Genomic DNA, 23297 nt, shown 5'->3' with positions numbered 1-23297 from the left:
GAAGGAAGATGGCGAGAGCCATCTTGTTCAATTTCTCGCCCCAATTTTTCCAAATTCTGTAAATTTATAGGCTCTCTTGGGTATCAATCCTCTATTTTTAATCTAATTTCAATTTGATAAAATAGAAAATCTTGACTTCAAATCGTTGAAAAGTTATTTAAAGGGGAAGGAAAGGGCCTATGAAACTAAATTTTTCATTGCATTTAAACTCGGCAGAAGACAAGAGTGTATTGGGTTCTTTTGCTGTTGAAAAACCTCTTTTGTGGGACACTTCGATTTCTTTTGATCAGGCATCGGAAGATGCTTTTGAAGTCTTGATGACGGATTCTGCGGAAGAAGCTTGTTGTTCTTTGCAGAACAAGCGGAAACTTTCCGAAGCCATTTTCTTTGGGGAATCCTCGGCGGTGGAGACTTTCTTCGATGGCTTGTTAAACGTTTGGCCGCTCCACGAAAAAGCGGAAATGCGACGCGCGCGTTTTCAAAAATTGCTCAAGCATTTCCAGTCGGAATTTGACGCATGGCATTACAAGAATCTGCTCAAGAGCACAATAGACAGTGTCCCGGACCTTGTCTGGTTTAAGGACAAAATCGGCGCACACATGATGGTGAACCAGGAATTTTGCAATACCGTTCACAAGACGAAAGAAGACATTCGCGGTCGCGGACATTATTACATCTGGGATATCTCCGAAGAGGAATACAAGAAGGGCGAATTCGTTTGCATGGAATCCGAAACGGACACCATGAATGCGGGAAAAACCTGCATTTTCGACGAACCGCTCAAGACAAGCGAGGGCATGAAGCAGCTCAAGACTTACAAGACCCCCTTGTACGATATGTTCGGCAACATCGAAGGTACGGTCGGCGTTGCCAAGGACGTGACGGACTTCGGTAATATGGGACTTGAACTTTCCATTCTGGTGGAAAACATTCCGTTCCCGCTAATCCTTTGCGATGTGAACTGGAAAACCTTGAAGATGAACGACTGCTTTAGGAAACTCGTAGGCATCGATAAGGCTAAGATTCAGGATTTCGATTTCCACCTGTGGCTTGAGAGGAATATGACGCAGGTCAGCGATGACAGCGAAAACCTGAAAACGAATTCCCGCGAACATGAATACGTGCTCCAGATCGGCAACAAGGATCATCACTTCATCGTTATCGAACAGGAAATCATCGACTACTTCCAGAATGTTTCCGGCTATTTTGTCATTCTTCGAGATGTGACGATCGCGCGCAATTTCGAAACGATGATTTTGAATGCGGCGAATACCGATGCGCTGACACAGCTATACAATCGCCGTTATTTTGAAGACTTCATGAAGAATAACGCGAAACGTCCGATGACACTCTTGTACATGGACCTCGATAACTTCAAGGAGGTGAACGACAAGTACGGACATCGCCGTGGGGACGAAATTTTACAGAACTCTGCTAAGTTCATGCAGGAATGTTTCCCGACAGGAATTATTTCTCGTATGGGTGGCGACGAATTTACCGTGATTTTGGAAAAGCCGATATCAGAAGAAAACATGGCGACCGCTTGTGAATTGCTCAACCAAAAGGTGATGTCTTTGTTCCGATCGGGTGGCTTGCACGTTTCGGTGAGCGTCGGCATTTCTAAAACGGATGGAACGCGCAGCTATGATGAAATTCTGCACGAAGCCGATGAACGCATGTACGCTTTGAAAAAAGAGCGTCACGCGGAACGGGAATAGTTACCCGTTGCAGTGCTTGTCGATGCAGAATTGCAGGTTTATTTTGCGAAAATCGACAACGGCGGCCAAAATATCACAGGGAGAAAGTTCTAAGGCTTTCCCTGTAAATTCTCCGTTCTTATAAAAACCGTTCGAAGTTTCCACGAGGCAGCCGAGAATCTGGGAAAGTTCCTTCGCATGGGTTTCAAAGGATTCCATGTCAAAATTCTCGCCGACCTCTGCCCATACCTTCAAGACTTCGCGCGGATAAGAATCGATGGACTGTGAAAGAAAATCAATCGAATTCCACGTGTGCACGTACTGCGGATCTCCGTTGATGAGATTTACGCGGAGAGCCGTCTTCGCTTTTTCGTAATCGCGAATGAAGAGCTTCAAAAAAATCTGCATGCCTAAATAATAGTCAAAGATTGTATATTGGTATTCATGATGGCTCCGTTATTTTTGATTGCGTTGCTTGTATTCCTTTGTTCTGTGCTTTGGAAAATGTTCAGGCGTCCGCAGAAGGAGACTTCCGTACAGGTTTTTACCCAAAAAGTCGTTTCGCAGAATCCATTAGAACGCGCCGTGAGCGAGGCTTGTTCCGTAGACGGCCGCTATTACCGCATTCTGTTGAACGCCGTGATTCCCAAGGAACGCGGCTTAGAACGCTTTGAACTTTTGCTGCTCCACGAAACAGGCGTTTACGCTTTTGCACGCCGCTCCCTGCTCAAAAAACAGCGGAACGTGACAGAGGTTTTGCAAAAATTTTTAGACCCGGATGCCTCGGAATTTTTAGCCTTTGACTTTCTCGTTTCCAAAACGTCTTCGACGATTTCCCCAAAGGAAATTCTGGAACTCGGCGGGGAACTGGAGCAGATGCTTCAAATGGGAAAGAGCGTTTATACCGCTGAAAAGCTTGAAACCTGGGCCGAAAAAATCAAATAAAAAGCCCGGACCGAAATCCAGGCTTCTCCTAAGCAAAATTTTTCAAAATTTGCACTGCATTTTGCATTAGAGCGAAAGGTAATCTTCCATTTCGCTAAAGCGGTCGAGCATTGCAACGCTTGCGCCTGAAGAAACGCCGAATGCAAACATCTGCATGGCGAATTCCTGGAGAGACTTGGGCGAAATGTCGCCTTTGTTTGCGAGAGCTTCGCAGGCTGCGTTGATGTAGTCGAGAGCATCGTCGGTCGCCGCCTTTTCGAGAATCGTGATCGGCTTTACCTTTTTAATGGTCTTTTTCGCTGAGGTCTTTTTAGCGGCGGTCTTCTTGATAGCCGTCTTTTTTTGTGTTGCAGTCTTTTTGATACTGGTCTTTTTGGGAGAGGCTTTGGTCGCTGTAGCCTTCTTTGCGGTGGTCTTTTGGGTGATTGTCGCTTTTTTCAGTGCCATATTTTTCCCCTGTTAAGGTGTTGTCTTTTATGAATATAAATCGGTTTTGGGCGAAATTGCAAAATTCTTTGCAAAACCTTTATCCGGTTGTTTATGGCGAGGCGAATTTTTTTGTGTAAATTATGGGAGAAGTGATTTTTGGATACACAGATGGAAAAGCTTTCGCTTTTTAACTTTTTAGATTACCGGGAATATCTATTGGCCTATTTCGACCATCGGAAGGCGGTTTCGCCGTGGTATTCTTATAAGGTATTTGGAGAAGGGGTGGGGCTCGACCAGAGCCAGGTTTTTCGCATTCTGCAAAAGCAACTTCACATTTCTAAAAAAGCTTTACCGCGTTTTTTGGAATACTTAAAACTCGAAGGCCGTGAAGCGGAATATTTTACGAAGCTTGTGGAACTCGGACGTTCCCGTCGAGAATCCGAAACACGTCGTCTTTTTGCAGAAACTCTTGCCTTGCGGGGGTCTAAAAGTCGTAAACTGCAAGATACGCAGCTCGAACTTTATTCCAAATGGTATTACAGCGTCATTCGCACCTTGCTAGGCTTTGTCCGCGTCAAGGACGATTACGAATCGCTCGGTCAAATGGTATCTCCGCCGATTTCTGCGGATATCGCCAAAAAATCTGTTCAGTTGCTCGAAACGCTTGGCCTTGCGAAGCGCGACGAGGAAGGCTTTTGGACGTTGACCGATCTGAAGCTCACTACGGGCTCTGCTTATAAAAATTTACAAGTGCACGCGTATCAGTCGGAATCGATGAAACTTGCCATGCAGAGCCTTGAATTACATACAAAAGAGCTTCGGGATATAAATGTGATCAATATGGCGCTCGATGCTGACGCTTTCCGCGATTGTCTTGCTATTTTAAGTACAGCAAGGGATGAAATCCGCGCCCGAGTGGAAAAGGTCGAAAATCCGGATCGTGTGATGCGGCTCGCTTCTGCTTTTTTCCCGGTGGCGTTTACAAAGGTTGCAAAGAAATGAAAAGTCTCGCTTGGACATCGATGCTTTGCGGCGCGCTTGGCGCGTTCGGTTTAAGCGCGTGCTCAAACGATTCGACTGCAGGGCGTGGCATTTGGGATGAAACCGAAAACGGTCTCGCCGTGGTGATTCAGGGCGAAGCAGGAATGCCGATTCCGAGCGCTCGAGTTCGCCTGGTGAGTGCGACTGCCGTGGTGCAGGACAGCGCGATTTCCGATTCCACGGGTACAGCTTATTTTGAAAAGCGCCCGGATTACGGCGGACATGTCGAAGTTTCTTCGGACGCAGGTGTTGCCCGTTCTGCGTTTGCTTCGGGCGATTCGAGTCTTGTGAATACGGTGCGCGCTCCCGCCAGGCTTTCGGGATCGTTGAATGCACAGAATGGGGAACTTCCTTCGGAAGTATACTTGCACGGCACTAGTTACAAGGCCCCGGTGGCGTCGGACGGCTCGTTTCGCTTTGAAGGAATTCCGGCTGGGGATTACGCAATCCTTTCCGCAGAAGAGACGTCTTACTTGTACTGGAACGAGTCCCGGCTTGTTTCGGACGAGGAAACGGTGGTCTTTTTGAACGCGCCGTCTAAGGACAGCGTCTTGATTGACGACTTTGAAGACAATCGCGGCACGAACCTCTTTTACGCTCTGACCGGCAGTGGCTGGTGGTTCACCTACGGAGATTCGACGAGCGTCATTTCGCCGTCGTTTCCGGAACACGGCTTGACACGGGAAGATGCTTATGCGGGGAACAAGAGCCTGCACGAAACTTTCACGATGGATTCGACAGCCAAGAATCCGTATGCGCTTGTCGGCTTTAATATTGGAACGCCGCCTTCTGAAGACAGCCTGCACGGTTACGATCTTTCGAAGGTCGACAGTGTGACGTTCTACGTGAAAGGCTCGGGGCACGTCTTTATGCAGTTCGCCGGAATGGATGCGGATTTGGAATCCCTGATTTGGGAAATGGAATTCGACATTCCTTCTGCAGAAGAATGGACGCAGGTCGCCGCTGTTCCAGGGGATGATGCGACCTGGGCAAGCATTGCCGCAAATATCAAGACGATCAACTTCCTTGTGACGGAATCTGCGGACATTTGGCTCGATCAGGTCGTTTTCTACGGAACTTCCGCTTCGGACGTGTTTCGCGTGGAGCTTAAAAAGTAAAAGAGAAATCAATTTTTTGAAATTTTTTCCAAACAAAAATCCCGTTCGAATGGACGGGATTTTTGTTTGGAAAGTCGCTAAGGCTTATTCGCCGACGAACTTGAAGAAAACGGCTGCGAGCGGTGGAAGCTGAATGTTCGCGCTCCACGGACGACCCTGCCAGCCAATATCTTCGGAACGGATTTCACCCGCGTTGCCGATGTTACCACCGCCCCACATTTCGGAATCCGAGTTGAAGATTTCCTTCCAACGGCCACGTGCAGGAACGCCGATGCGATACGGAGTACGCGGAACCGGGGTGAAGTTGAAGGCGCAGAGAATCATCGCACCGTGTGCGTCACGGCGGACAAACGAAACGATGGAACTGTCGGCGTCATCGCAAGAAATCCATTCGAATCCTTCCGGTGCGTGGTCGACTTCCCACATGGCACTTTCGTCCTTGTAAATGTGCGAAAGCGTTTTGAACATTTCGTGCAACTTGCCGTGCGTTTCCCAAGAGAGCAAGTGCCAGTCGAGGGACTGCTTTTCGTTCCATTCGCGGTACTGACCAAAGTCGTTGCCCATGAAGTTGAGCTTTTTACCCGGATGGGCGAACTGGTAAGCGTAGGCGAGGCGGAGGTTGGCGAACTTCTGCCAGTTGTCGCCTGGCATCTTGTTCAACATGGAACCCTTGCCGTGAACGACTTCGTCGTGGCTCAGCACTAAAATGAAGTTTTCGGAATAGGCGTACACCATGCTGAAGGTGAGCAAGTTGTGGTGATACTTCCGGTGCACCGGTTCGTGGTGCATGTAAGAAAGGAAGTCGTTCATCCAGCCCATGTTCCACTTGTAATGGAAGCCGAGACCGCCGCGTTCTGGCGGACGCGTGATGCACGGGAAGCTCGTCGATTCTTCGGCGATGAGAATCGCGTGCGGAGCGAGACGGCCCATGATGCTGTTCAAATGCTTCAGGAATTCGAGAGTGTCGTAGTTGATGTTTCCGCCGTCTTTGTTCGGAATCCACTGACCGTCTTGCTTACCGTAGTCGAGGTAGAGCATACTTGCCACGGCATCCACACGGAGGCCGTCGCAGTGGAATTCACGGAGCCAGTACATGGCGTTTGCAATGAGGAAGTTCGAAACTTCGCTACGACCGAGGTTAAAGATATAGGTGCCCCAGTCCGGATGTTCACCCTGACGCGGGTCAGCGTGTTCATAGCAGGCTGTACCGTCGAAACGGCCGAGAGCATAAGAGTCCTTCGGGAAGTGTGCTGGAACCCAGTCGAGAATCACGCCGATTTCGTTCTGGTGGCAAAGGTCCACAAAGCGGCGGAATTCATCCGGCGAACCGAAACGGCTGGTCGGGGAATAGTAACCCGTGACTTGATAACCCCAGGATTCATCGAGCGGGTGTTCCATGATCGGAAGGAATTCCACATGCGTATAACCCATTTCCTTCAAATACGGAATGAGCTTGTCGGCGAGTTCGTTCCAGGAGAGGAAGCGGTCCGGATTGCTCGGGTCACGTTCCCAGGAACCGGCGTGCACTTCGTAAATGTTCATCGGAGCACCGAAGACACGGGTTGCGTAATGCGTGTCCATGTAGAGCTTGTCGTTCCATTCGTAACCTTCGAGGTGAGTGGTAACGCTTGCCGTAGCCGGACGCATTTCGCTGAGCTTTGCCAGAGGGTCGGACTTGGTGATCAGGCGACCGTCCTGGGCGTGAATTTCGAAACGGTAAAGTTCGTTTTCGCCAAGATCCGGAATGAAGATTTCCCAGATGCCCGAGGAACCTATCATGCGCATCGGATGACGACGGCCGTCCCAGCTGTTGAAGTTGCCGACGACGGAAACGCTCTTGGCATTCGGAGCCCAAACGGCGAACTGCACACCGTTAAAGCCTTGGTGACGCACAATGTTTGCACCGAGCTTCTTGTAAAGTTCGTAATGCGTACCGTTCTTGATTAGATGGCAGTCAAAGTCCGTGAGAACCGGAAGGAATGCATAAGGATCGACAACCGTGTACTGGATGCCGTTTTCAAGCGTAATGTGAAGCTTGTAGAAGAACGGCTGGAATTCCATGTCGAGTACGGCTTCGAAGAATCCCGAGTTATCGATGCGGACAAAATCAAAAGCGAGAGTCTTGGCGTCATCTTCCACGGAAGCCTTTTTAGAGCTCGTCTTGGCGGTCTTTGCCGTTTTTGCGGTTTTGGATGTCTTTGCAGACTTCGCATTCTTCTTTGCGGTCTTTTTTTTACCAATCTGGACTTCTTCTGCCGGTTCTTCAAAGTTTGCTTGACCGTAGATGATTTCCGGTTCGACCGATTCTCCGCGAATGGAGGCGGCGCCCGGCAAGTATACGCGAATCACGGTCTTGAGTCCGCGGTCGGTTTCCAAGGCGTGAATGCCGAGAATCGAAAAAGGATCGCTGCAATTAAAGTTCCAGATGGAGTTCATCTGGTCGTAAGTCATTGTTGTATTATTTTGAAAATCCATCAGAACACCCATGTTGTGAGTACCTTGTAAAATTACTTTAATTTTAAAAATTCGTAAAAAAACTTTTTAAAAATACCTTACGAAAAGCTTGCCCTTATAGAGAATGGAATTTTGTCTAAATTTAGAGCGTGAAACGAATCCTTTACGCCTTACGCTTTTTGGGCTCCCTGCAATTCGGCATGATCCTTTTGATCGCCCTGTTTGCATTGGTTTTTTGGGGAACGCTTTTTGAAGCTCGTGCTGGCTTGGATTTAGGGGTTTCCCGTTTTTTTGACAGTTGGATCCTTTGGGTGGCAGGCATTTTGCCGTTTCCGGCGCTCAAGTCGCTCGCTGTCCTTCTCTTTATCCATCTTCTTTTCGCCTGTATTTTCCGCCTGTCGCATTCCGTCCGAAAATTTGGGATGCTGCTTGTACACTTTTCCATTTTGATTTTGATCGCAGGGAGTTTTGCGGGTTCCCAAACGCGGGAATCGTTCCAGGCGTTTGGACTTGTCGGCTCGGAGGTGTGGATCGATTCAACGGTAGGCGCTTCGTTTGCCATTTTGGATGCGGATTCGGTGAGCTGTACGGTGTTGCCGTTGGGCAGTGTGGATACAATCCGCACGGGGTTGAACGTGCCGCAGACGATAGGACCTTACACGATGTACTTTGGGGAAACCTTTGAAATAACGCCTCAAAAGAAAGTCGTGCGTTTTTTTGTCAAGCGGGATCCTTTTGCATTTGCGCCTTTTTTGTTTGCAGTGATGCTGCTTGTGGGGCTTGTTTGGCATGGAGTGGCGGTTTTTGGAGGGCGTAAACGATGAACCTTCGAACGCTCTCGTTCGTGTTGCTTTGGATGTGGCAGCTCCTTGCTGCACAGGAAAACTTTGCCCTGCCTGAATTTGTGAATTTTGAAGGTCGCGTGCGTCCGCTGAATTCCCTAGAAAATGCGGTGGCAAATGCGCTATGCGAAAAACAAAAGTGTGCGGGACTCAAGCCACAGACGCTATTGCAGAAAATTGTAGACGGCTCTGCGGACTCGTTGAATGTGTTTCGGGTGAACCGTTCCATGACGGTCGAAATTTTGCACTTGGATCCGGCACGGCGGGAGTTCAAGCGCAGTGATTTTGAAGAAAGCCGTTCGCTCTTAAAGCAGTACGCGGAAAGGGATGATTCCCATCCGCAGACGCACGAGCTTTCCCGCTTGGATTACGCTCTGGATTTGTTTGATTCGCTTCAAGTGCAAGGCTTTTGTTGGCGAATTTCTGTGCCGAGGCAAGAGCTTTCTTCCACTTCGCTTAGACAGTTGCTTGCGGAACGGGCTTATTTGAACTGGAATTTGCCGTTCTGTGTTTGGATTTTTGTGTGCATGGCGTTTGGACTTTCGCTCCTTGCCCTATGGAAATCGTGGGCGTGGAAGGCCGCTTTGGTGATGCAGTCGATCGTTTCGCTCGGCTGTGCGGGCATTTTTCTTTGGCGTGGAATTGTGGAAAATCGGGTTCCGCTGACGACGCTTTATGAGATGCTCCTTGCGCTTGTGCTTGGCGTTTCGATTTTTGCGGTGGCGGTCTCGGCGAAGGGGCGCGTAAAGCCGTTGCTCACTTGCGGTTCGGGGATATGTCTTGCGCTCTTTTTGGTGATGCGTTCGGCGCTTGCGGGCGATCCCTTTGGCGCGGTCGCGATGATTTTGAATTCTTCGTTTTGGCTTTCGATGCACGTGTTTACGATTGCGGTCGGGTTTTGCGGGCTGATTCTTGCGAGTTTACTTGCGCACGTGATGCTTGCAAAACGGGCGTTTGGCGGGGAAGTTTCGGTGAGCTTGCAAAAGCTTTTGTTTGGAACTTTGGGCGTGGGATTTGCTGTTTCGACGCTTGGGACTTTGCTTGGCGGATTTTGGGCAGAGGTCGCGTGGGGACGTTTTTGGGGCTGGGATCCGAAGGAAAATGGGGCTTTGCTCGTGCTCATTTGGGTGCTCGTGGTAATCCACTTGAAGGCTCAAAATTTTGTGAAGCCGAAGACGCTCGAAGTGCTTTCTTCGCTTCTTTTGATTGTCATCGCCTTTTGCCTGTTCGGGGTGAATTTGCTGGGGGTCGGTTTGCACAGTTACGGATTTTCGGCGAACCTGCTCGTTGCTTTTAGCGCTTTTGTTTTGGGCGATGTTTGGGTGGTCTGTTTTTTAAGTTTTTGGAAGAGGAACAAACGACGAAAATGAAAACGGCTTTGGCGATTGCAGGCTCGAATTCAAGCGGTGGCGCAGGAATTTAGGCGGATTTGAAAAGGATGACTTGAAAAAAGATTCAGTCGAAATCAAGAATTGAAGGTGCTGCACAAGAAATTTTAAAGACGTTTGGTTGCGCTCGCTTTTATGTTCGGCTCGGGCAGCGGAAAAGGCCTGATGAATCACGCGGTCAAGCTTGGATTGCTATTTTTGACGCATGATTCTGAAATGGGAAACTCTTCTTTCTGCAACGCGCTACGGTCACCCGGCAAGCCGTGACCCGAACCGTTCCAACTTTCATCGTGATTTTGACCGTATCGTTTTTTCGACGGCTTTCCGTCGTCTGGGCCGTAAAACCCAGGTTCACCCGTTCTCTGTCAACGATCACGTTCACAGCCGCTTAACGCACTCGCTCGAAGTTTCGAGCGTCGCGCGCAGCCTTGCCATTTCGGTGTTCAACGAAATGCCGAAAGAATTTCCCAGGAATTTTAACGCCTCGCTTCTCGGAACGATTGCCCAGTCCGCCGCCTTGGCGCATGACATTGGAAACCCGCCGTTCGGTCACGCCGGGGAAGCGGCTATCCGCGACTGGTTCCGCAAAAACCGCGAATCCGCACCGCTCAGGGAGTTTAGCGACCGCGAAATGAAGGACTTTGAAAACTTCGAAGGCAACGCGCAAGGCGTTCGTATTCTTTCGAAGCTCGAATATCACTTTTTAGACGGTGGCATGCGCCTTACATTCCCGACGGTTTCATCGATGATGAAGTATCCGCGCCTTGCCTGCTATGGCATTCCGACGAGCCTTTTCCAGACCGAAGCGGATGATTACCGTGAAATGGCAAATGTGCTCGGCATTCCGGAAGTCGGAAATGGCATTTGGATGCGTCATCCGATGAGCTATCTCGTGGAAGCGGCGGACGATATTTGCTACTGCATTTTGGACGTGGAAGATGCGATTGAACTCGGCATTTTGCAGTTTGCCGATGTACGCAACATGTTCGAATATCTCTGCGGCCCGCAGGTGGACATAGACCGTGAATACAATGAAAACGGTCAGAACTTCCGCGACTTCCTTTCGAGCGTGCGCGGACTTGCCATTCAGAACCTGATTGATGCCGTGGTCCGCGCCTTCATTATCCATTATGAAGAAATCATGAACGGGGAACTCAAGGGTTCGTTGCTTGATTTGGCGGACGCCGATGCGGTGGATGGTATTCGTGTGGCAAAGCGCCTTGGCCGGGAGCGCATTTACCCGGACCGCAGAAAAACGGAGCTTGAAGTCGGTAGCTATACGACGCTCAGCACGGTGCTTGACGCCTTTGTGAGCGGTGTCTATGAATTTCGTAAGTACGGCGAATCTTCTTACCGTGCGTCTCGCATTGTGCGCTTGATTGGCCAGGCGAAAATCGGCCAGACGGTGACACCGCTTGAAGCCTATCACCAGGTGCTCGATTTTGTGAGCGGCATGACGGACAATTACGCTTCTTACCTTGCACGTCAAATCAGCGGTCTTGTGCAATGATTCTTTCAAACGATACGGATCGCATTTGGCTGTTTGATTATGATCTGACGCTTTACGCGGAATCGGAACGTGCTGTTTTGAATTCGCTCGACCGTCGCATTGCGCTGTACGTGCAGCAGGTGGCGAACATCGATTACGATCACGCTCAAGAAATTCGCAAGCGCTATTGGAAGGAATACGGTACCACTTTGGCAGGGCTTCGCGCCGTGTACGGGGTTACGCCGAACGACTTCTTTGACTTTATCCATCAGCCCGAAACTCTCGTTTACCCGAACTTTGCGCCGCAGAAGAGAGCTTTGCTCGAAATCCTCAAAGGTCCTAAATACATTTTTACAAATGGGCGTTCCGACTGGAGTCGTAAAGGCTCTTCTAAAATGGGAATCCTCGACTGCTTTGAACGCATCGTGGGCTTGGAAGACATGAACTGGGACGGTAAACCGCAGGTGAGCGCCTACGAAACGATGGAAAAGGTTCTTGAATACGACGGAGTTTGGAAAAAAGGCGATGATCCGAGTCGGATTGTGCTGCTCGACGACGCATTGCACAATTTACGCCCGGCGCATGACCGCGGCTGGAAAACGGTGTGGGTGAACCCGATATCCGAAGAAAACGGCAGTTTTACGGATTTCCGCATTCCGGACCTGATGGATCTTTTGAAAATACTCGGCTAAGTTCCGATTTTCTAAATTAAGGCTTATGCTCCAAGAAATGCTTTCCATGGATTTTATGCAGAACGCTTTTATCGCGGCGGTTCTCGTTGCAATTTCTTGCGGGGTCATGGGATCCTATGTGGTGGTGAATAAAATCGCGGGGACGGCGGGCGGTGTGGCGCACGCTTCTTTTGGTGGAATAGGGCTTGCCTGTTTTTTAGGATTTTCACCGATGCTCGGTGCGCTCGGTATGGCGCTTGTGTGTGCGCTCGTGATGGGATATTTGACTTGGATCGACCGCAAACGTTCCGATACGCTGATCAACGTGATTTGGGCGGCGGGTATGGCGGCCGGTGTGATTCTTACGGATTTAACGCCCGGTTACAGCGGCGATTTGACGAGCTTTCTGTTCGGCAGCATTTTGACTGTGCCGCATGAACTTCTGTGGGGCATGGGCATTTTGACCGCTTTGATTTTAGCGGTATCCGCGTTCTTTTTTAGACAGTTTCTTGCTGTGTCGCATGATCCGGAATTTGCCCGTGTGCGTGGAATTCCGGTGTTTCGCCTGTATATGTTGTTGATGGCGATGATCGCTTGCACGGTGGTGATGGCGGTACAGACAGTGGGCTTAATTCTTGTGATTGCGCTTCTGACGATTCCCGCTTATGTAGCGCAGAGTTATTCCAAAAATTTGAAGCAGATGATGTTTTTTTCGTGCCTTTTCTCGGTGGTGCTTTCGCTTGCGGGACTTGTGGTTTCTTATGTGTGGAACTTGACTGTGGGACCGACGATTATTCTCTTTAGCGTTTTGCTGTATGTGGCAAACTGGGGAGTTCAGAAGCTTCTCGGTGCAAATTGATTGTAGGATAGACGATGCGATTTTTGACTTTGGCAGTAATGACTTTGGGCGCGGTTTCCGCTTTTGCGGCGACGCATTCGCTTTTTAACAATCCAGATATTACGACGGAATATTCTGTACTTTTGCAAGAAAAGAATGCGCGGAACGATTCGTTGTTGCCTGCATTGGACGGTGACAAGGCTTTTTCCGAACTTTTGCGCCAGAATCCGAACTTTTGGAGCTTAGAACGCCTGGACCAAGAAGGCGAAATGCTCACGAAGCTCAAGGCGAAGATCATTTACATCGACGGTATCCGTGAAGAAGCTTACTGCAAGCTCGACAAGAATACGTCTCAGGCTGGCGAATGGAATTTGGAAATCGGCGTGGACTTTGTGAGTGCCGCGTCGAATACCGTGGGCATTCACGTGCAACAGTGCTTGAACATGGTCCGCGATGAACTCGGCTACCTGGTGAAAAAGGACGACAAGATTATTGCCGTTCCTCCGCGCAAGGTGATTGAAAAAATCAAGGAAGTCGAAATTCCGATGGCGGTGGACATCGATTTGCAGCAAAAGCTTTTAGCGACCCACGAAGAAGTGAATCGCACGGGCAACTGCCCCAAGGGCATTGAAAGCTATATTATTTTGCGCGACGTCTGGAACCAGGTGAAGAACGAAAAGATGGACATCGTTACGATCAACGACAAGTTGAATTCCAAAGTGAACGGTGGACACAGTATTAAGACCTGCGCTTTTAGCACGGAATGGAACAAGCGTTACCAGGGCAACGCTTCCTTTGAATGCGACATCGACAAGGAAGTCTGCGATTACGAAGATTCCGAAGACGGCAAAACGAGCTGGAGTTGGAACTTTGACGAAAACCGATTTGAATTTGTGCGCAAAAAATTTCTCTTCATCCCGTATGGTTCCAAAAGTGTTCACGACGGCGGAACGATGATGGACCTTCGCCTGATCCGCCTTTCGACGACCCTTTACTTGGAGGGCTTCTTGGACGAAAAGGGCGAACCGGTGACGCTCGGACTCATCATTTTGCCGAACGAAAACGACGAATATGAAGAATACGACGACTCGGATGAAGACGAATACGAGTACGAGGAGTGAGGGGTTCAGAGCTTAGTGCTTAGAGCTTAGAGCTTAGAGCTTAGTGCTTAGAGCTTAGTTGAGTGACCAGAAGCGTATAAGGCGGTTTTCGATGACGGCGGCTTTCGAATTCGAGTTTCCTGAACCGGAAGTCTATTATATGGGAATAATGATGTATTCAATTTAACTCGTTTTATTATATATTTAAGGTATATCTCAGCGAGGAAATCTATGAAAAGTTTTGTAAACGCTTCTTTATTTGCGGCCATGCTTGCTTTGCCAGCTATGGCAGGTGAAAATTTTGGCGGTATCGGTGTTACGATTTATGCGGTGAACGAAGGCGTTCTCGTTTCGGACGTGATTCCGGGTTCTCCGGCAGCAGAAGCGGGTCTTGAATCAAAAGACCGCATTATTGCCGTGGACGGTGTTTCGATAGCCGGTAACGATATCGATGCTTCGAAGGAAGTGCTCCGCGGAACGGTCGGAAGACCTGTGGAACTTTCCGTACTCCGTGAAAAGGAAACTTTTACAGTAACGCTTCGCCGTGCAAATATTTCGGTGAACGACGTGGATGCGTCCAAAGTAGAAGCTTGGTATGGCGAAAATCAGAACAGCTATTCCTCGGACGAAATTGCGGAAGTCGCTTCTCAAAATCTTTCCAGGAATCAGAAGCTTCTTTCGGTGATGCAGCATGGTCACGTGGTGAAGGAAGAAATGAAGGTTTCTTCTTCCGATCTTTCCGTGGTCTCCGTGGAAACGGCTGAAGAAGAAGTCGCTCCGCAGGTGAAGAACCGCAGTGTGCGTGTCGCGGGCTCTTTGAACGCCTTTGACCGTGAACAGGTCGCGATCAACCTGCGTGCAGAAGGCTCTACCGTGGTGCGCATTGTGAATGCGAACGGTGAAGTAGCCGCTCGCCTTTTGAAGGAAGATGCGAAGGCCGGTTCGCAGTCCCTCGCATGGGACGGCAAGAATGCGGCTTCCGGCCGTTACATTGTTCACATTGAACAGAACGGTGCCGCTTCCGCAGTGGCAGCGGAACTCCGCTAAGTTCTTTTGACATAGTCTGTTCTAAGGCTTTTTAGAAGAGGCTCCTGGTAAAACAGGAGCTTTTCCTTTTCTATAATTGCCGTGTGATGAAGAACACGTTGAAGCGAAGAATTCTAGAGTGCTTGTTTTGGCTCGCACTTGTTTTTTCGTCTTTCGCTTCGGCGCAAGAAATGACGCCAATTGATTTGCCGGAAAGGCCCGATCCCGCTGATTCCACAGAGACGGATACGACGGATGGCGATTGGTTCGGATCTTCAAACGATACGACAAAAACCGATACGGTGGAATACCATGCGGTTGATTTGCAGTATGACGTGGGAACGTCCACATTCAATTTGAACGATAAGGCGCAGCTGAAATATCGCACGGCGACTCTCGATGCGGATACGATCCTTTTTAATCAAAAAGATCAGGTTTTGCAGGCAAGCGGAAATCCGGTGCTCCGTGAAACCAAGAATCCGTCGCTTGCAGGTTATCGCATGAAGTACAATATGAAGTCCCGAGTGGGGGAAATCTATTATGCGACGACCTTCCAGGACAACAATCAGCTAAACGGCGTGGAGGTTCGCCGCCTTCCGGATACAAGACTTTTGATTGCCCGCGGCGACTTTAGTACCTGTGACGATACGACGCACCAGCATTATTACTTCTACGGTAGACGCATGGTGGTGAAGCCGAAGGAAAGTGTGACGGCAAGACCTGTCGTGCTGAACATTGCGGATGTTCCGGTGGCGGTGCTTCCGATGATCGTGGCGCCGCTCAAGAGCGGTAGGCGTTCCGGACTTTTGACGCCTAAGTTCGGCGGTGACCAGGTCCAGGGTTTTTACATCAAGAATGTGGGCTTTTACTATGCGCCGAACGATTACTGGGACGCGACGACTTCGGCCGATGTGATCGAAGGCTCTTCGGCCAACTTTGAAAAGACGACTCTTTCGGAATCGATCCGCTATAAATGGCGCTACCATTTGGACGGAAACATTTCTTATACGAGTTACCTTGAACAGTTTGATTTTGCAAACAGTGGATATGACATTCGCTTTAACCACAATCAGAATTTGACGCCCGACGGAAAACATACCCTTTCCGGTACAGGTTCTTTTGTTTCGGACCAGAGCGTTCGCCAGGATAACGGTACCGATGCGGAAACGATCTTGGATCAGCAGGCAAACGCCCAGATGACGTATTCGGGCAAGTTCGGATCGAACAAGAGTTTGACGGTGAAACTCTTGCAGAACTACAACTTGACGACGGGATACAAGGAACGCCAGATCCCGGACATCCAGTACCGCATGAGCGGTCAGCTTTTTGATTTTGAAGACGACGATGATGAAGTCGCTTCGGAAGAATCCTGGCTAGACAAGTTCAATTACTCGTTCTCGAACCGTTTCAACCTTTATGAAGTCATCGCAGCAGATACGGTGCGGAATATCGATACCGCCGTCTGGTATACGGGCTACACGGGAACGTATTCTGTGGACTATTCCGCATCTCTCTTTGATGTGATTAACTTGACACCGAAGGCTACCTTCACCGGCATGTGGACGGGCAACCGCTGGATCAATCCGGAAGATTCTGCAAAGTACCGCAAGCAGCGTAGCGGTTGGAATCCGGAAAACGATGAATATGGTGAATTCTTTTACAACCACAATTACAGTTTGACCGCTGATACTAAGCTGTATGGAATTTGGATGCCAAATATCGGACGCTTTACCGGTGTGCGCCATGTGCTTTCTCCGAGTATTTCGTACACCTATGCGCCGGAACTCGACACGAACAAGTACTTTGTGAAGCACCCGCTTCTTGGCCAGACGCCTTACCAGATTGAACAGAAATCGCTCGGCTTCTCGATTTCGAACGATTTCGATATCAAGTATTTGAAAACGCTTGGGCAAAAGAAGGCTTCGGAAGACGGCAAGGATACAACGGAAACGGAAGATACTTACGGCACCCGCCGCCTGATTACGACTTCGCATTCGACGTCTTACAACTTTGCCGCAGATTCTCTCCATTGGTCGGACATCAATTCGAGCTTTGGGTTTCAGGTGCTCCCGAATTACATGTTCACCATTCGCACCCGTCACAGTGTTTATCACAAGTATGAAGAGGATCCCAATAAGGTCCGCTTCCCGGAACTGACTTATTGGGCTTACGATCTTTCCAAGAGTTTCAACTGGTCGGGTGACTTTAACTCGGGCCTTGCTTCGCAAATGGGAAAGTACCAGAAGGATTCCTGGTCGGCGAGTCTCGATTACCGCTATTCGTTCTCCAGTACGCGCGTCGGTAAAAAGGTTTTCAAGGACAACATTTCGCATTCTACAGGAATTTCCGCGTCTTTGCATCCGACGCCCAACTGGTCAATGACATATTCGACGCGCTACAGTTACACGGAAGGCCGTTTTGCAACCCATGAATTTACTTTCGATAGAACCTTGCATTGCTGGAAGCTTGACTTCACCTGGACTCCGACGGGCCCTGCTGCGGGCTGGAGCTTTACCGTGTACGTGAAGGACTTGCCGGATATCAAACTGAACGCTTCGAGTACGGAAGATAATTAATTTGTATTGAATAGGGTACGGATGACGCGGACGGAACTTGAAAAACGTTTGCTTGCGGAACAGGATTTGAAGTACCGTGAATTTCACACGGCGTTGCTTCCGGGCATTGACCCAAAAACTTTTATCGGAGTCCGCGTGCCAACACTTCGGAAACTCGCCCAGGAGTTTTCGAAAAACGCTTCGCCCGCCGAAGTGGAAGAGTTTTTGCAAAGCCTTCCGCACCGGTACTTTGAAGAAAATCAGATTCACCTGTTCATCGTGGAAAAGATTTGCGACTTTGAAACCTGCTTGCGGCAGGTGGAAAGCTTTTTGCCGTATATCGATAACTGGGCGGTCTGCGACGGAAAATCTCCTAAGGCGCTTTTAAAGGATACGACCCGTTTTGAATCGAAAGCTTTGGAATGGCTCAAGTCCGATAAGGCTTACACGGTGCGCTTCGGCGTGAATATGCTGATGGCGTTCTTTTTAGACGAGCGCTTTCGCGAGGAACATTTGAAGCGCGTCGCTACTGTGGATGAAAACCGTTTTGAAGGTGCCGACCGTTATTACGTTCAAATGGTCGTCGCCTGGTACTTTGCCACGGCACTTGCAAAACAATGGAACGTGGCGCTGCCTTATATTCAAAAGAAAAAACTTTCACCGTGGATTCATGCGAAGACGATTCAGAAGGCTTGCGAAAGTTACCGTATTGCCGCAAAAGAAAAAGCTCTTTTGCGAACGTACAAATGAAAAACTGGACCCAAAAAAGGATTGGCCGATTTTTTTAAATGTGTAGCCAATTTGTATTAGTCGCTTTTGCAACCGACAATATTTGACGAATATCGAATTAAAAACTGGGCCATCAGTGTTTAAACTGTAGCCTAAATTTTTCCTCTCTTTCGCAGAACAAGCCCCCAACAGACTTGAAGTTTTCATAGCGAGTTCCCATAAACGATTCCGCGCCGTCTCCGCTATAAACGATTGTCGGCGGATTTTGGGAAAGATGCTTTGCGTACTTCTCGGAAAAACTTTTCATGGGTTTGCTGAAATCCTGGTCAAAAGCCTTGCCGCTTTTGACTTCGAATAGATCGAGCCCTTGCTTGCGCGAAAGAATCAGGTCCACTTCCAGCCCATTGCTGTTCCTGAAAAAATACAGGTTCGGCTCTAAGCCGTTATTTAATCTGCTTTTCAGGGCTTCTAACAAAACAAGATTTTCGAACAACTTTCCTAGCATCGGATCTCGCTGCAGTTGAACAGGAGTCTCTATCCCTAACAAATAACAGACGAGTCCCGTATCACAAAAATAAACCTTGGGACTTTTGACAACCTGGCTAGTCCTAGAAGTAAACCAAGGCTTCAAAACATAGACAATATGCGAGGCTTCCAAAAGCGAAAGCCATGCAGAAATAGTGTTACCTGAAACGCCCGCTTCGGCCCCGATTGCTGCACTGTTCATCAACTGCCCAGTACGCCCTGCCAGCAGTTTCAGGAAATTGAAAAACTTGGACAGGTCACGAACGGACGCCTGTTGCGCGATGTCCCTTTCCACGTAGGTGTTCACATAATTCCTGTAGTAATCGGACGGAGCGTGTCCGCTTTCAGCAAACAGGAACGGCATTCCACCAGCAATAATCTGATCGTCGCGATCCAGCATAATCCCTGCCGACTCTATTTCAGAGATGGACAGAGGAAGCATGTCGATAATGGACGTTCTGCCAGCTAGAGACTGGGCTACGGACGCCTTTACCGAAATTTGGTTGCTGCCCGTAAGCAAAAACTGCCCTTTGAGAGGGGTTCGGTCGATACGCACCTGAACCTGCCCCAACAGGGATGGGACCCGATGAATTTCGTCGATGATGACCGGAGCGGGAAACCTTGTGAAAAACTCGTCGGGATCCTTCGACGCCAATTCACGGGTGGCAAAATCTTCTAGGTTCGCATATGCGTAGTTTGGGAAAAGGGCGCGCACAAGCGTCGTTTTTCCGCATTGGCGCGGGCCAAACAAGGTGACAGAAGGGTATTCAGCCATCTGGGACTGGATATAGGGGGCTATTTTGCGATTGATCATGCTCTAAATATACATAATTTTAACGGAGATGTGAAATAGCATTTCATTTTTCCGTCATAAAACACCCAAAAAGCTCGTTTTCCGCATTTTCAAGCATATTTCAGGCCTTTGCGAACATGGCGTGGTAATTTAGGCCTTATTATGGCCCCGGACTTGTTTTTGGGGGGAGCCTTTTTTATGTTATCTTTCCCTATGACATAGCCCCGTACCGAATGGCTAGGTCGTTTTACGACTCAGCCTTTTTCGGATATCCTCCATCAGCGGGCGGTACATTTCCGGACATTCGATTTGCATGATGGTGGTGACCTTATTACCGCCGTCCTTAGCCGATGCGCCACAATGAAATAATTTTTCGCTTTCAAAGCCATAATCAGTGAACACATAGCGTCCGTGAACTTTGCGAAGCAGGGGCTTCACGCCCACGTAGTTGTCGATAACGTTCCGTAAAGGCGTAAGTCCGTTTTTTCGCGCCACCCCAACTTGATGTGCATTTTTTGCACATCAAGATTCGCATTTCTTCTTCAGTCAACTGAAATCGAAAATCTTCTGCAATTCTTTCAATGTTATTTTTCACTTGATGATTAAAAGCACCGGTGCTATACCCGTAAATCTCCGCCAAGTCGGCGTCCAGCATAACCTTGAGTCCGCGAATCGTGTAAATACGCGATTTTAGCACGCCTATCCTGTAACGACGAGAGAATGAAATTAGCTAGATTACGACAGGCTATATTTTTTTAAATGTTGTAAAATAGTCTATAAATTATGCTTCAAGCTGACTGCGAAGCACGACGACGTCTTCCAGGGAAAGATCCGTAGCCGCGGCAATTTCCTCATTGGAAAGTTTGCCGAGTACTATCATTTTCTTCGCAAACTCGCGATTTCTACCAGAAATACGTTCTTCAATCTTCGCGTTGACGTCATCCGCGAATTCCTTGAAGAAGCCGTCCCTCAGGGCGTTATGGTCCCATACCTTGTGGTACATATTCCGATATGCCTCGAATTCTTTCTTGTTGAAGTTAGATACTTTTGCGCTTTCTGTCAAGTCCTTGAACTTTCCATCGTCCAGTTCTTCGGGGAGTTCCTTGAGCCGGTTCAAGTAGCGGAAGAAGAACAGCCACTTGCTCAAATCGCTGGAAGTCTTTTCGATGAAAAAGGGAACCTTCGAAAGTTCAATAGCAGTAAAGTTATAGGTATCCACAAGCTGTTCTCCGCTTTCCATGTCGATTACCGTTGCACGATGGACAGCGCGTTCATCGGGAAAAACAGAGAAACGCGTCAGAGCGATTACGTAGGCTGGCTGGACATCAAAACTCCAATCGTCCCCGGGCTCGGCCTGGTTCACCACCATCTCGCTAGCGTAAAACGCTAAGCGTTTCACGAAATTCTTCATCTCGCGAATCTGCACCTCTATCTCGATGAGGTTCCCCAAATCATCCTTGCAATGCAAGTCGAAAATTGCCGTGCGCGACGCCTTGCTGCCGCTCAGGTTCTTCGCCACGCTGCGGGTCCACACATTTTTGATGGGTCGTTTGAGTTGCGGTTCCAGCAGGTCGTTCAAGAGGTTGATGAGGTTGTTTCGGCTGGTAGGCTTGTCTGGATCGAAGGCCTTCTTGAAGGCCAAATCCACCAGCAAATTTGCATACGGGCTCGTTTCTCCCGGCTTCACGATACAGTCCTTGAAGGACTTGCGTACTTTCATCCTCTACTCCTTCCGCCTACATGCAAGAAAAGGCGAACATCTTAAAAACTACTGCACAAATATACACTAATTTCAAGAAGCCGTCAAGGGGAAAATGCGAAATTTTTCAAAAAATGCGGATGCGGATATAGTTGTCGCAAATTTATGCTATTTTAAGATTGACATAGCCCCGTACCGAATGGTGCGGAGCGACCGGAATTTTTGAGATTGTAGAAACATCTTCGGCTCGGCAATGAAAATGCAAGCATTTTCGCAGCGCTCGCCTTACGATGTTTTTGTCTCTTATTCTCATTGCTGAAACTACCACTTTCAATTGACTCGAGAATAGGACCGACGCTCACGCCTAATGGTGCGTGGGTCGTTTGTGCTTATTGAGTCAAGGGTGTGGTAGCCCGCAGCAATGGTAAGTGCAAACGACACCACGCCTTTTTTATTCCTAAAAAAATGTGTGCGACAAAATGTCGAATAAGGACTGAATCCCCGATTCACAACTATAGGCCAGTTGCGAATATGGAAAGTATGGCCTAAGAAAGGACGATTTATGAAAATCATGAATCTATACGAACTCGCTCTGTTGTTGAGAGCAAAATTAAAAATGGCGAAATGGCCATTTAACCGATACGGTTTTCCCGTATTTCCCAGGGAGGTGATTCTTGAAGAACCGCCTACACTCATAGAACCAATCCAAAGGATTCGTTGTTGCAAAAAGCCAAATGAGAACTTGCTGAGTTCATTTTCCGATGACTTGTTCATAAAAAGAAGACTTCAACGTATTTTTGAAGAAATTAACTTGTATGGGCTTTTCAAGGGATTCGGAGGGTTTGACTTAAGTCCTAGAATAAGATGGCCTTTCCAACAGCAAAAGTTCAACATATGGCTTTCTCAGTTGGCTACCGCATTTGTTGCCTTGTCGGGACAAAAGATTATTCCCAACTTTAGGATAGGAAACTTGCAAACTCTATTTGCGCTGGAATCATACCCTAAAAATATTCCCTATGTCATAGGGACGTTGGGATGCTCTAAAAAAATGCGACCTCTTTACGAATTCATCTGACATCGGTGAACATCAACGAGATTATCAGTCAATTCGCACCCGATGCCCATGCAGAAGTTCATGGCAACAAGGTCGAGTGGTATAACGAAAAGACGAAAATTTCTGTAGTAGCCGATATCGGTGGAGGTTATCTGCGACTACAGGATAAAAGCGTTCCATATAATTTGTATCTTGACATACATGGTAAAGATGTGCGAAATTATATTGACGCAAATGGCAAACAGCATGGTCGGCCAAAAGCCGAGCGTGAAGCATTAACTCATTTCAGAATTAAATACAGGAGCGAAATGTAATGGAACGCTACGACGAAATCTTTATCCCAATTCACGACTTGAATGATGACTGGACCATATATGTAAATACTGATCCGGAACACCGCCAGTTGCACCATTTTGTGCAGTTCAAAATGTTCGAAAGGGAAAACGAGACCTTATGGGACATCTATAGCGCATTCAACGAGAAATTGGAAACGCTTATCGACCGTTACGAAAACGAAGAGCTTCCTGCAGGCAAGGTCGACGCGGCTATCGCCATCGCCGAAAGTTTCCGAAACAAGAAAACCGGTGAACTGGAGAAGGCCGCGTTTGAAAAACTGATGCAAGCGTTACGCAAGGCGAAGGAAATGGGCAAACCAGTCTATTTCTGGTTCTAGCCGCCTTATTCTTTGTTTTTTTTACTATCATTTTCCATGACATAGCCCCGTACCGAATGGTGCGGAGCGACCGGAATTTTTGAGTTTCGACTCTTATTCTCTCTACTGAAACTACCACTTTCATATTACGCGAGAATAAGACGAACACTCACGTCCCATCTGGGGCGTGGGTCGTTTGTGCTTATTGCGTAACAAGGGTGTGGTAGCCCGCAGTAGAGGTAAGCACGCAAA

At 48.4% G+C, this 23297-nt stretch carries 22 protein-coding genes and 1 pseudogene; 16 read left to right on the top strand and 7 right to left on the bottom strand.

Features of this window, described 5'->3' with window-relative positions; all coding sequences use genetic code 11:
• Nucleotides 1-179 precede the first annotated feature (179 nt).
• The gene (locus MR847_RS01525) at nt 180-1718 is read left to right on the top strand and encodes a sensor domain-containing diguanylate cyclase (RefSeq protein WP_287722769.1); all 1539 of its coding nucleotides are present in this window, start codon (nt 180-182) and stop codon (nt 1716-1718) included.
• On the opposite strand, the gene MR847_RS01520 is transcribed toward MR847_RS01525, so the two are convergent.
• A complete protein-coding gene (locus MR847_RS01520; RefSeq protein WP_106519647.1) occupies nt 1719-2105 on the bottom strand; it encodes a hypothetical protein in 387 nt (128 codons plus the stop codon).
• A gap of 36 nt (nt 2106-2141) precedes the next feature.
• Here MR847_RS01520 and MR847_RS01515 point away from each other — a divergent pair, with 36 nt between their 5' ends.
• Entirely contained in the window at nt 2142-2642 is a 501-nt protein-coding gene (locus tag MR847_RS01515) for a hypothetical protein (protein ID WP_287722768.1), read from the top strand.
• 66 nt (nt 2643-2708) lie between these two features.
• On the opposite strand, the gene MR847_RS01510 is transcribed toward MR847_RS01515, so the two are convergent.
• Nucleotides 2709-3089 carry a hypothetical protein gene (locus MR847_RS01510; protein ID WP_277000769.1) on the bottom strand — a complete coding sequence of 127 codons (381 nt, stop codon included), beginning with the start codon at nt 3087-3089 and terminating at the stop codon, nt 2709-2711.
• A gap of 138 nt (nt 3090-3227) precedes the next feature.
• Here MR847_RS01510 and MR847_RS01505 point away from each other — a divergent pair, with 138 nt between their 5' ends.
• Complete coding sequence (locus MR847_RS01505) at nt 3228-4073, top strand: TIGR02147 family protein (RefSeq protein ID WP_287722767.1); 846 nt, start codon at nt 3228-3230, stop codon at nt 4071-4073.
• Nucleotides 4070-5230, top strand: coding sequence for a hypothetical protein (locus tag MR847_RS01500; protein ID WP_287722766.1), 1161 nt, complete (start codon nt 4070-4072; stop codon nt 5228-5230). The genes MR847_RS01505 and MR847_RS01500 overlap by 4 nt, the downstream gene beginning before the upstream one ends.
• Before the next feature lie 84 nt (nt 5231-5314).
• Here the strand turns inward: MR847_RS01500 and glgB are convergent, their stop codons facing one another.
• A complete protein-coding gene (gene glgB / locus MR847_RS01495) occupies nt 5315-7705 on the bottom strand; it encodes a 1,4-alpha-glucan branching protein GlgB (RefSeq protein ID WP_241899393.1) in 2391 nt (796 codons plus the stop codon).
• Nucleotides 7706-7833: 128 nt separating this feature from the next.
• Between glgB and MR847_RS01490 the strand changes: the two genes are divergently transcribed.
• The 9 genes from MR847_RS01490 to MR847_RS01450 all read left to right on the top strand — a co-directional run bounded on the left by MR847_RS01490 (nt 7834) and on the right by MR847_RS01450 (nt 18343).
• Complete coding sequence (locus MR847_RS01490; protein ID WP_100424450.1) at nt 7834-8508, top strand: hypothetical protein; 675 nt, start codon at nt 7834-7836, stop codon at nt 8506-8508.
• The gene (gene ccsA, locus MR847_RS01485) at nt 8505-9896 is read left to right on the top strand and encodes a cytochrome c biogenesis protein CcsA (protein ID WP_287722765.1); all 1392 of its coding nucleotides are present in this window, start codon (nt 8505-8507) and stop codon (nt 9894-9896) included. Before MR847_RS01490 ends, ccsA begins: the two co-directional genes overlap by 4 nt.
• 223 nt (nt 9897-10119) lie before the next feature.
• Nucleotides 10120-11424, top strand: a complete 1305-nt coding sequence (locus tag MR847_RS01480) for a deoxyguanosinetriphosphate triphosphohydrolase (protein WP_241899392.1) — start codon at nt 10120-10122, stop codon at nt 11422-11424.
• Complete coding sequence (locus MR847_RS01475) at nt 11421-12095, top strand: HAD family hydrolase (protein ID WP_287722764.1); 675 nt, start codon at nt 11421-11423, stop codon at nt 12093-12095. The genes MR847_RS01480 and MR847_RS01475 overlap by 4 nt, the downstream gene beginning before the upstream one ends.
• 25 nt (nt 12096-12120) lie before the next feature.
• Entirely contained in the window at nt 12121-12933 is an 813-nt protein-coding gene (locus MR847_RS01470; protein WP_100424447.1) for a metal ABC transporter permease, read from the top strand.
• A 14-nt stretch (nt 12934-12947) separates the two neighbouring features.
• A complete protein-coding gene (locus MR847_RS01465; RefSeq protein ID WP_106519640.1) occupies nt 12948-14033 on the top strand; it encodes a hypothetical protein in 1086 nt (361 codons plus the stop codon).
• 210 nt (nt 14034-14243) lie between these two features.
• On the top strand, nt 14244-15059 hold the full coding sequence (locus tag MR847_RS01460) for a PDZ domain-containing protein (protein WP_106519639.1): 816 nt from the start codon (nt 14244-14246) through the stop codon (nt 15057-15059).
• A gap of 170 nt (nt 15060-15229) precedes the next feature.
• On the top strand, nt 15230-17614 hold the full coding sequence (locus tag MR847_RS01455; RefSeq protein WP_106519650.1) for a putative LPS assembly protein LptD: 2385 nt from the start codon (nt 15230-15232) through the stop codon (nt 17612-17614).
• Nucleotides 17615-17635: 21 nt separating this feature from the next.
• Nucleotides 17636-18343 (top strand): DNA alkylation repair protein, encoded by a 708-nt coding sequence (locus tag MR847_RS01450; protein ID WP_100424444.1) that lies wholly within the window; start codon nt 17636-17638, stop codon nt 18341-18343.
• Nucleotides 18344-18455: 112 nt separating this feature from the next.
• On the opposite strand, the gene MR847_RS01445 is transcribed toward MR847_RS01450, so the two are convergent.
• The 4 genes and pseudogenes from MR847_RS01445 to MR847_RS01430 form a co-directional block, all read right to left on the bottom strand.
• Nucleotides 18456-19661, bottom strand: a complete 1206-nt coding sequence (locus MR847_RS01445; RefSeq protein ID WP_287722763.1) for an ATP-binding protein — start codon at nt 19659-19661, stop codon at nt 18456-18458.
• A 216-nt stretch (nt 19662-19877) separates the two neighbouring features.
• Nucleotides 19878-20135, bottom strand: a complete 258-nt coding sequence (locus MR847_RS01440) for a hypothetical protein (RefSeq protein WP_287722791.1) — start codon at nt 20133-20135, stop codon at nt 19878-19880.
• A pseudogene (locus MR847_RS10990) lies at nt 20098-20295 on the bottom strand (ORF6N domain-containing protein); the annotation flags it as partial. The gene MR847_RS01440 and the pseudogene MR847_RS10990, both read right to left, overlap by 38 nt.
• Nucleotides 20296-20421: 126 nt before the next feature.
• On the bottom strand, nt 20422-21360 hold the full coding sequence (locus tag MR847_RS01430) for an Rpn family recombination-promoting nuclease/putative transposase (RefSeq protein WP_287722761.1): 939 nt from the start codon (nt 21358-21360) through the stop codon (nt 20422-20424).
• A gap of 541 nt (nt 21361-21901) precedes the next feature.
• Between MR847_RS01430 and MR847_RS01425 the strand changes: the two genes are divergently transcribed.
• From MR847_RS01425 to MR847_RS01415, 3 genes are read left to right on the top strand one after another with little or no spacing between them, the layout of a single operon-like run.
• Nucleotides 21902-22414, top strand: a complete 513-nt coding sequence (locus MR847_RS01425; RefSeq protein ID WP_287722760.1) for a hypothetical protein — start codon at nt 21902-21904, stop codon at nt 22412-22414.
• A gap of 5 nt (nt 22415-22419) precedes the next feature.
• On the top strand, nt 22420-22707 hold the full coding sequence (locus tag MR847_RS01420) for a hypothetical protein (protein WP_287722759.1): 288 nt from the start codon (nt 22420-22422) through the stop codon (nt 22705-22707).
• Nucleotides 22707-23066, top strand: coding sequence for a hypothetical protein (locus tag MR847_RS01415; RefSeq protein WP_287722758.1), 360 nt, complete (start codon nt 22707-22709; stop codon nt 23064-23066). The genes MR847_RS01420 and MR847_RS01415 overlap by 1 nt, the downstream gene beginning before the upstream one ends.
• The last annotated feature ends 231 nt before the right edge of the window (nt 23067-23297 follow it).

Source organism: Hallerella sp. (assembly GCF_022776125.1).
GTDB lineage: Bacteria > Fibrobacterota > Fibrobacteria > Fibrobacterales > Fibrobacteraceae > Hallerella > Hallerella succinigenes.
This window is presented reverse-complemented; position numbering and strand designations above follow the sequence as displayed.

Excerpts from the sequence above, each read along its gene's own strand:
- MR847_RS01525 (WP_287722769.1), top strand. The coding sequence starts at position 180 with ATGAAACTAAATTTTTCATTGCATTTAAACTCGGCAGAAGACAAGAGT.
- MR847_RS01520 (WP_106519647.1), bottom strand. The coding sequence starts at position 2,105 with ATGCAGATTTTTTTGAAGCTCTTCATTCGCGATTACGAAAAAGCGAAG.
- MR847_RS01515 (WP_287722768.1), top strand. The coding sequence starts at position 2,142 with ATGATGGCTCCGTTATTTTTGATTGCGTTGCTTGTATTCCTTTGTTCT.
- MR847_RS01510 (WP_277000769.1), bottom strand. The coding sequence starts at position 3,089 with ATGGCACTGAAAAAAGCGACAATCACCCAAAAGACCACCGCAAAGAAG.
- MR847_RS01500 (WP_287722766.1), top strand. The coding sequence starts at position 4,070 with ATGAAAAGTCTCGCTTGGACATCGATGCTTTGCGGCGCGCTTGGCGCG.
- glgB (WP_241899393.1), bottom strand. The coding sequence starts at position 7,705 with ATGGATTTTCAAAATAATACAACAATGACTTACGACCAGATGAACTCC.
- ccsA (WP_287722765.1), top strand. The coding sequence starts at position 8,505 with ATGAACCTTCGAACGCTCTCGTTCGTGTTGCTTTGGATGTGGCAGCTC.
- MR847_RS01480 (WP_241899392.1), top strand. The coding sequence starts at position 10,120 with ATGATTCTGAAATGGGAAACTCTTCTTTCTGCAACGCGCTACGGTCAC.
- MR847_RS01475 (WP_287722764.1), top strand. The coding sequence starts at position 11,421 with ATGATTCTTTCAAACGATACGGATCGCATTTGGCTGTTTGATTATGAT.
- MR847_RS01470 (WP_100424447.1), top strand. The coding sequence starts at position 12,121 with ATGCTCCAAGAAATGCTTTCCATGGATTTTATGCAGAACGCTTTTATC.
- MR847_RS01465 (WP_106519640.1), top strand. The coding sequence starts at position 12,948 with ATGCGATTTTTGACTTTGGCAGTAATGACTTTGGGCGCGGTTTCCGCT.
- MR847_RS01460 (WP_106519639.1), top strand. The coding sequence starts at position 14,244 with ATGAAAAGTTTTGTAAACGCTTCTTTATTTGCGGCCATGCTTGCTTTG.
- MR847_RS01455 (WP_106519650.1), top strand. The coding sequence starts at position 15,230 with ATGACGCCAATTGATTTGCCGGAAAGGCCCGATCCCGCTGATTCCACA.
- MR847_RS01450 (WP_100424444.1), top strand. The coding sequence starts at position 17,636 with ATGACGCGGACGGAACTTGAAAAACGTTTGCTTGCGGAACAGGATTTG.
- MR847_RS01445 (WP_287722763.1), bottom strand. The coding sequence starts at position 19,661 with ATGATCAATCGCAAAATAGCCCCCTATATCCAGTCCCAGATGGCTGAA.
- MR847_RS01430 (WP_287722761.1), bottom strand. The coding sequence starts at position 21,360 with ATGAAAGTACGCAAGTCCTTCAAGGACTGTATCGTGAAGCCGGGAGAA.
- MR847_RS01425 (WP_287722760.1), top strand. The coding sequence starts at position 21,902 with ATGAAAATCATGAATCTATACGAACTCGCTCTGTTGTTGAGAGCAAAA.
- MR847_RS01415 (WP_287722758.1), top strand. The coding sequence starts at position 22,707 with ATGGAACGCTACGACGAAATCTTTATCCCAATTCACGACTTGAATGAT.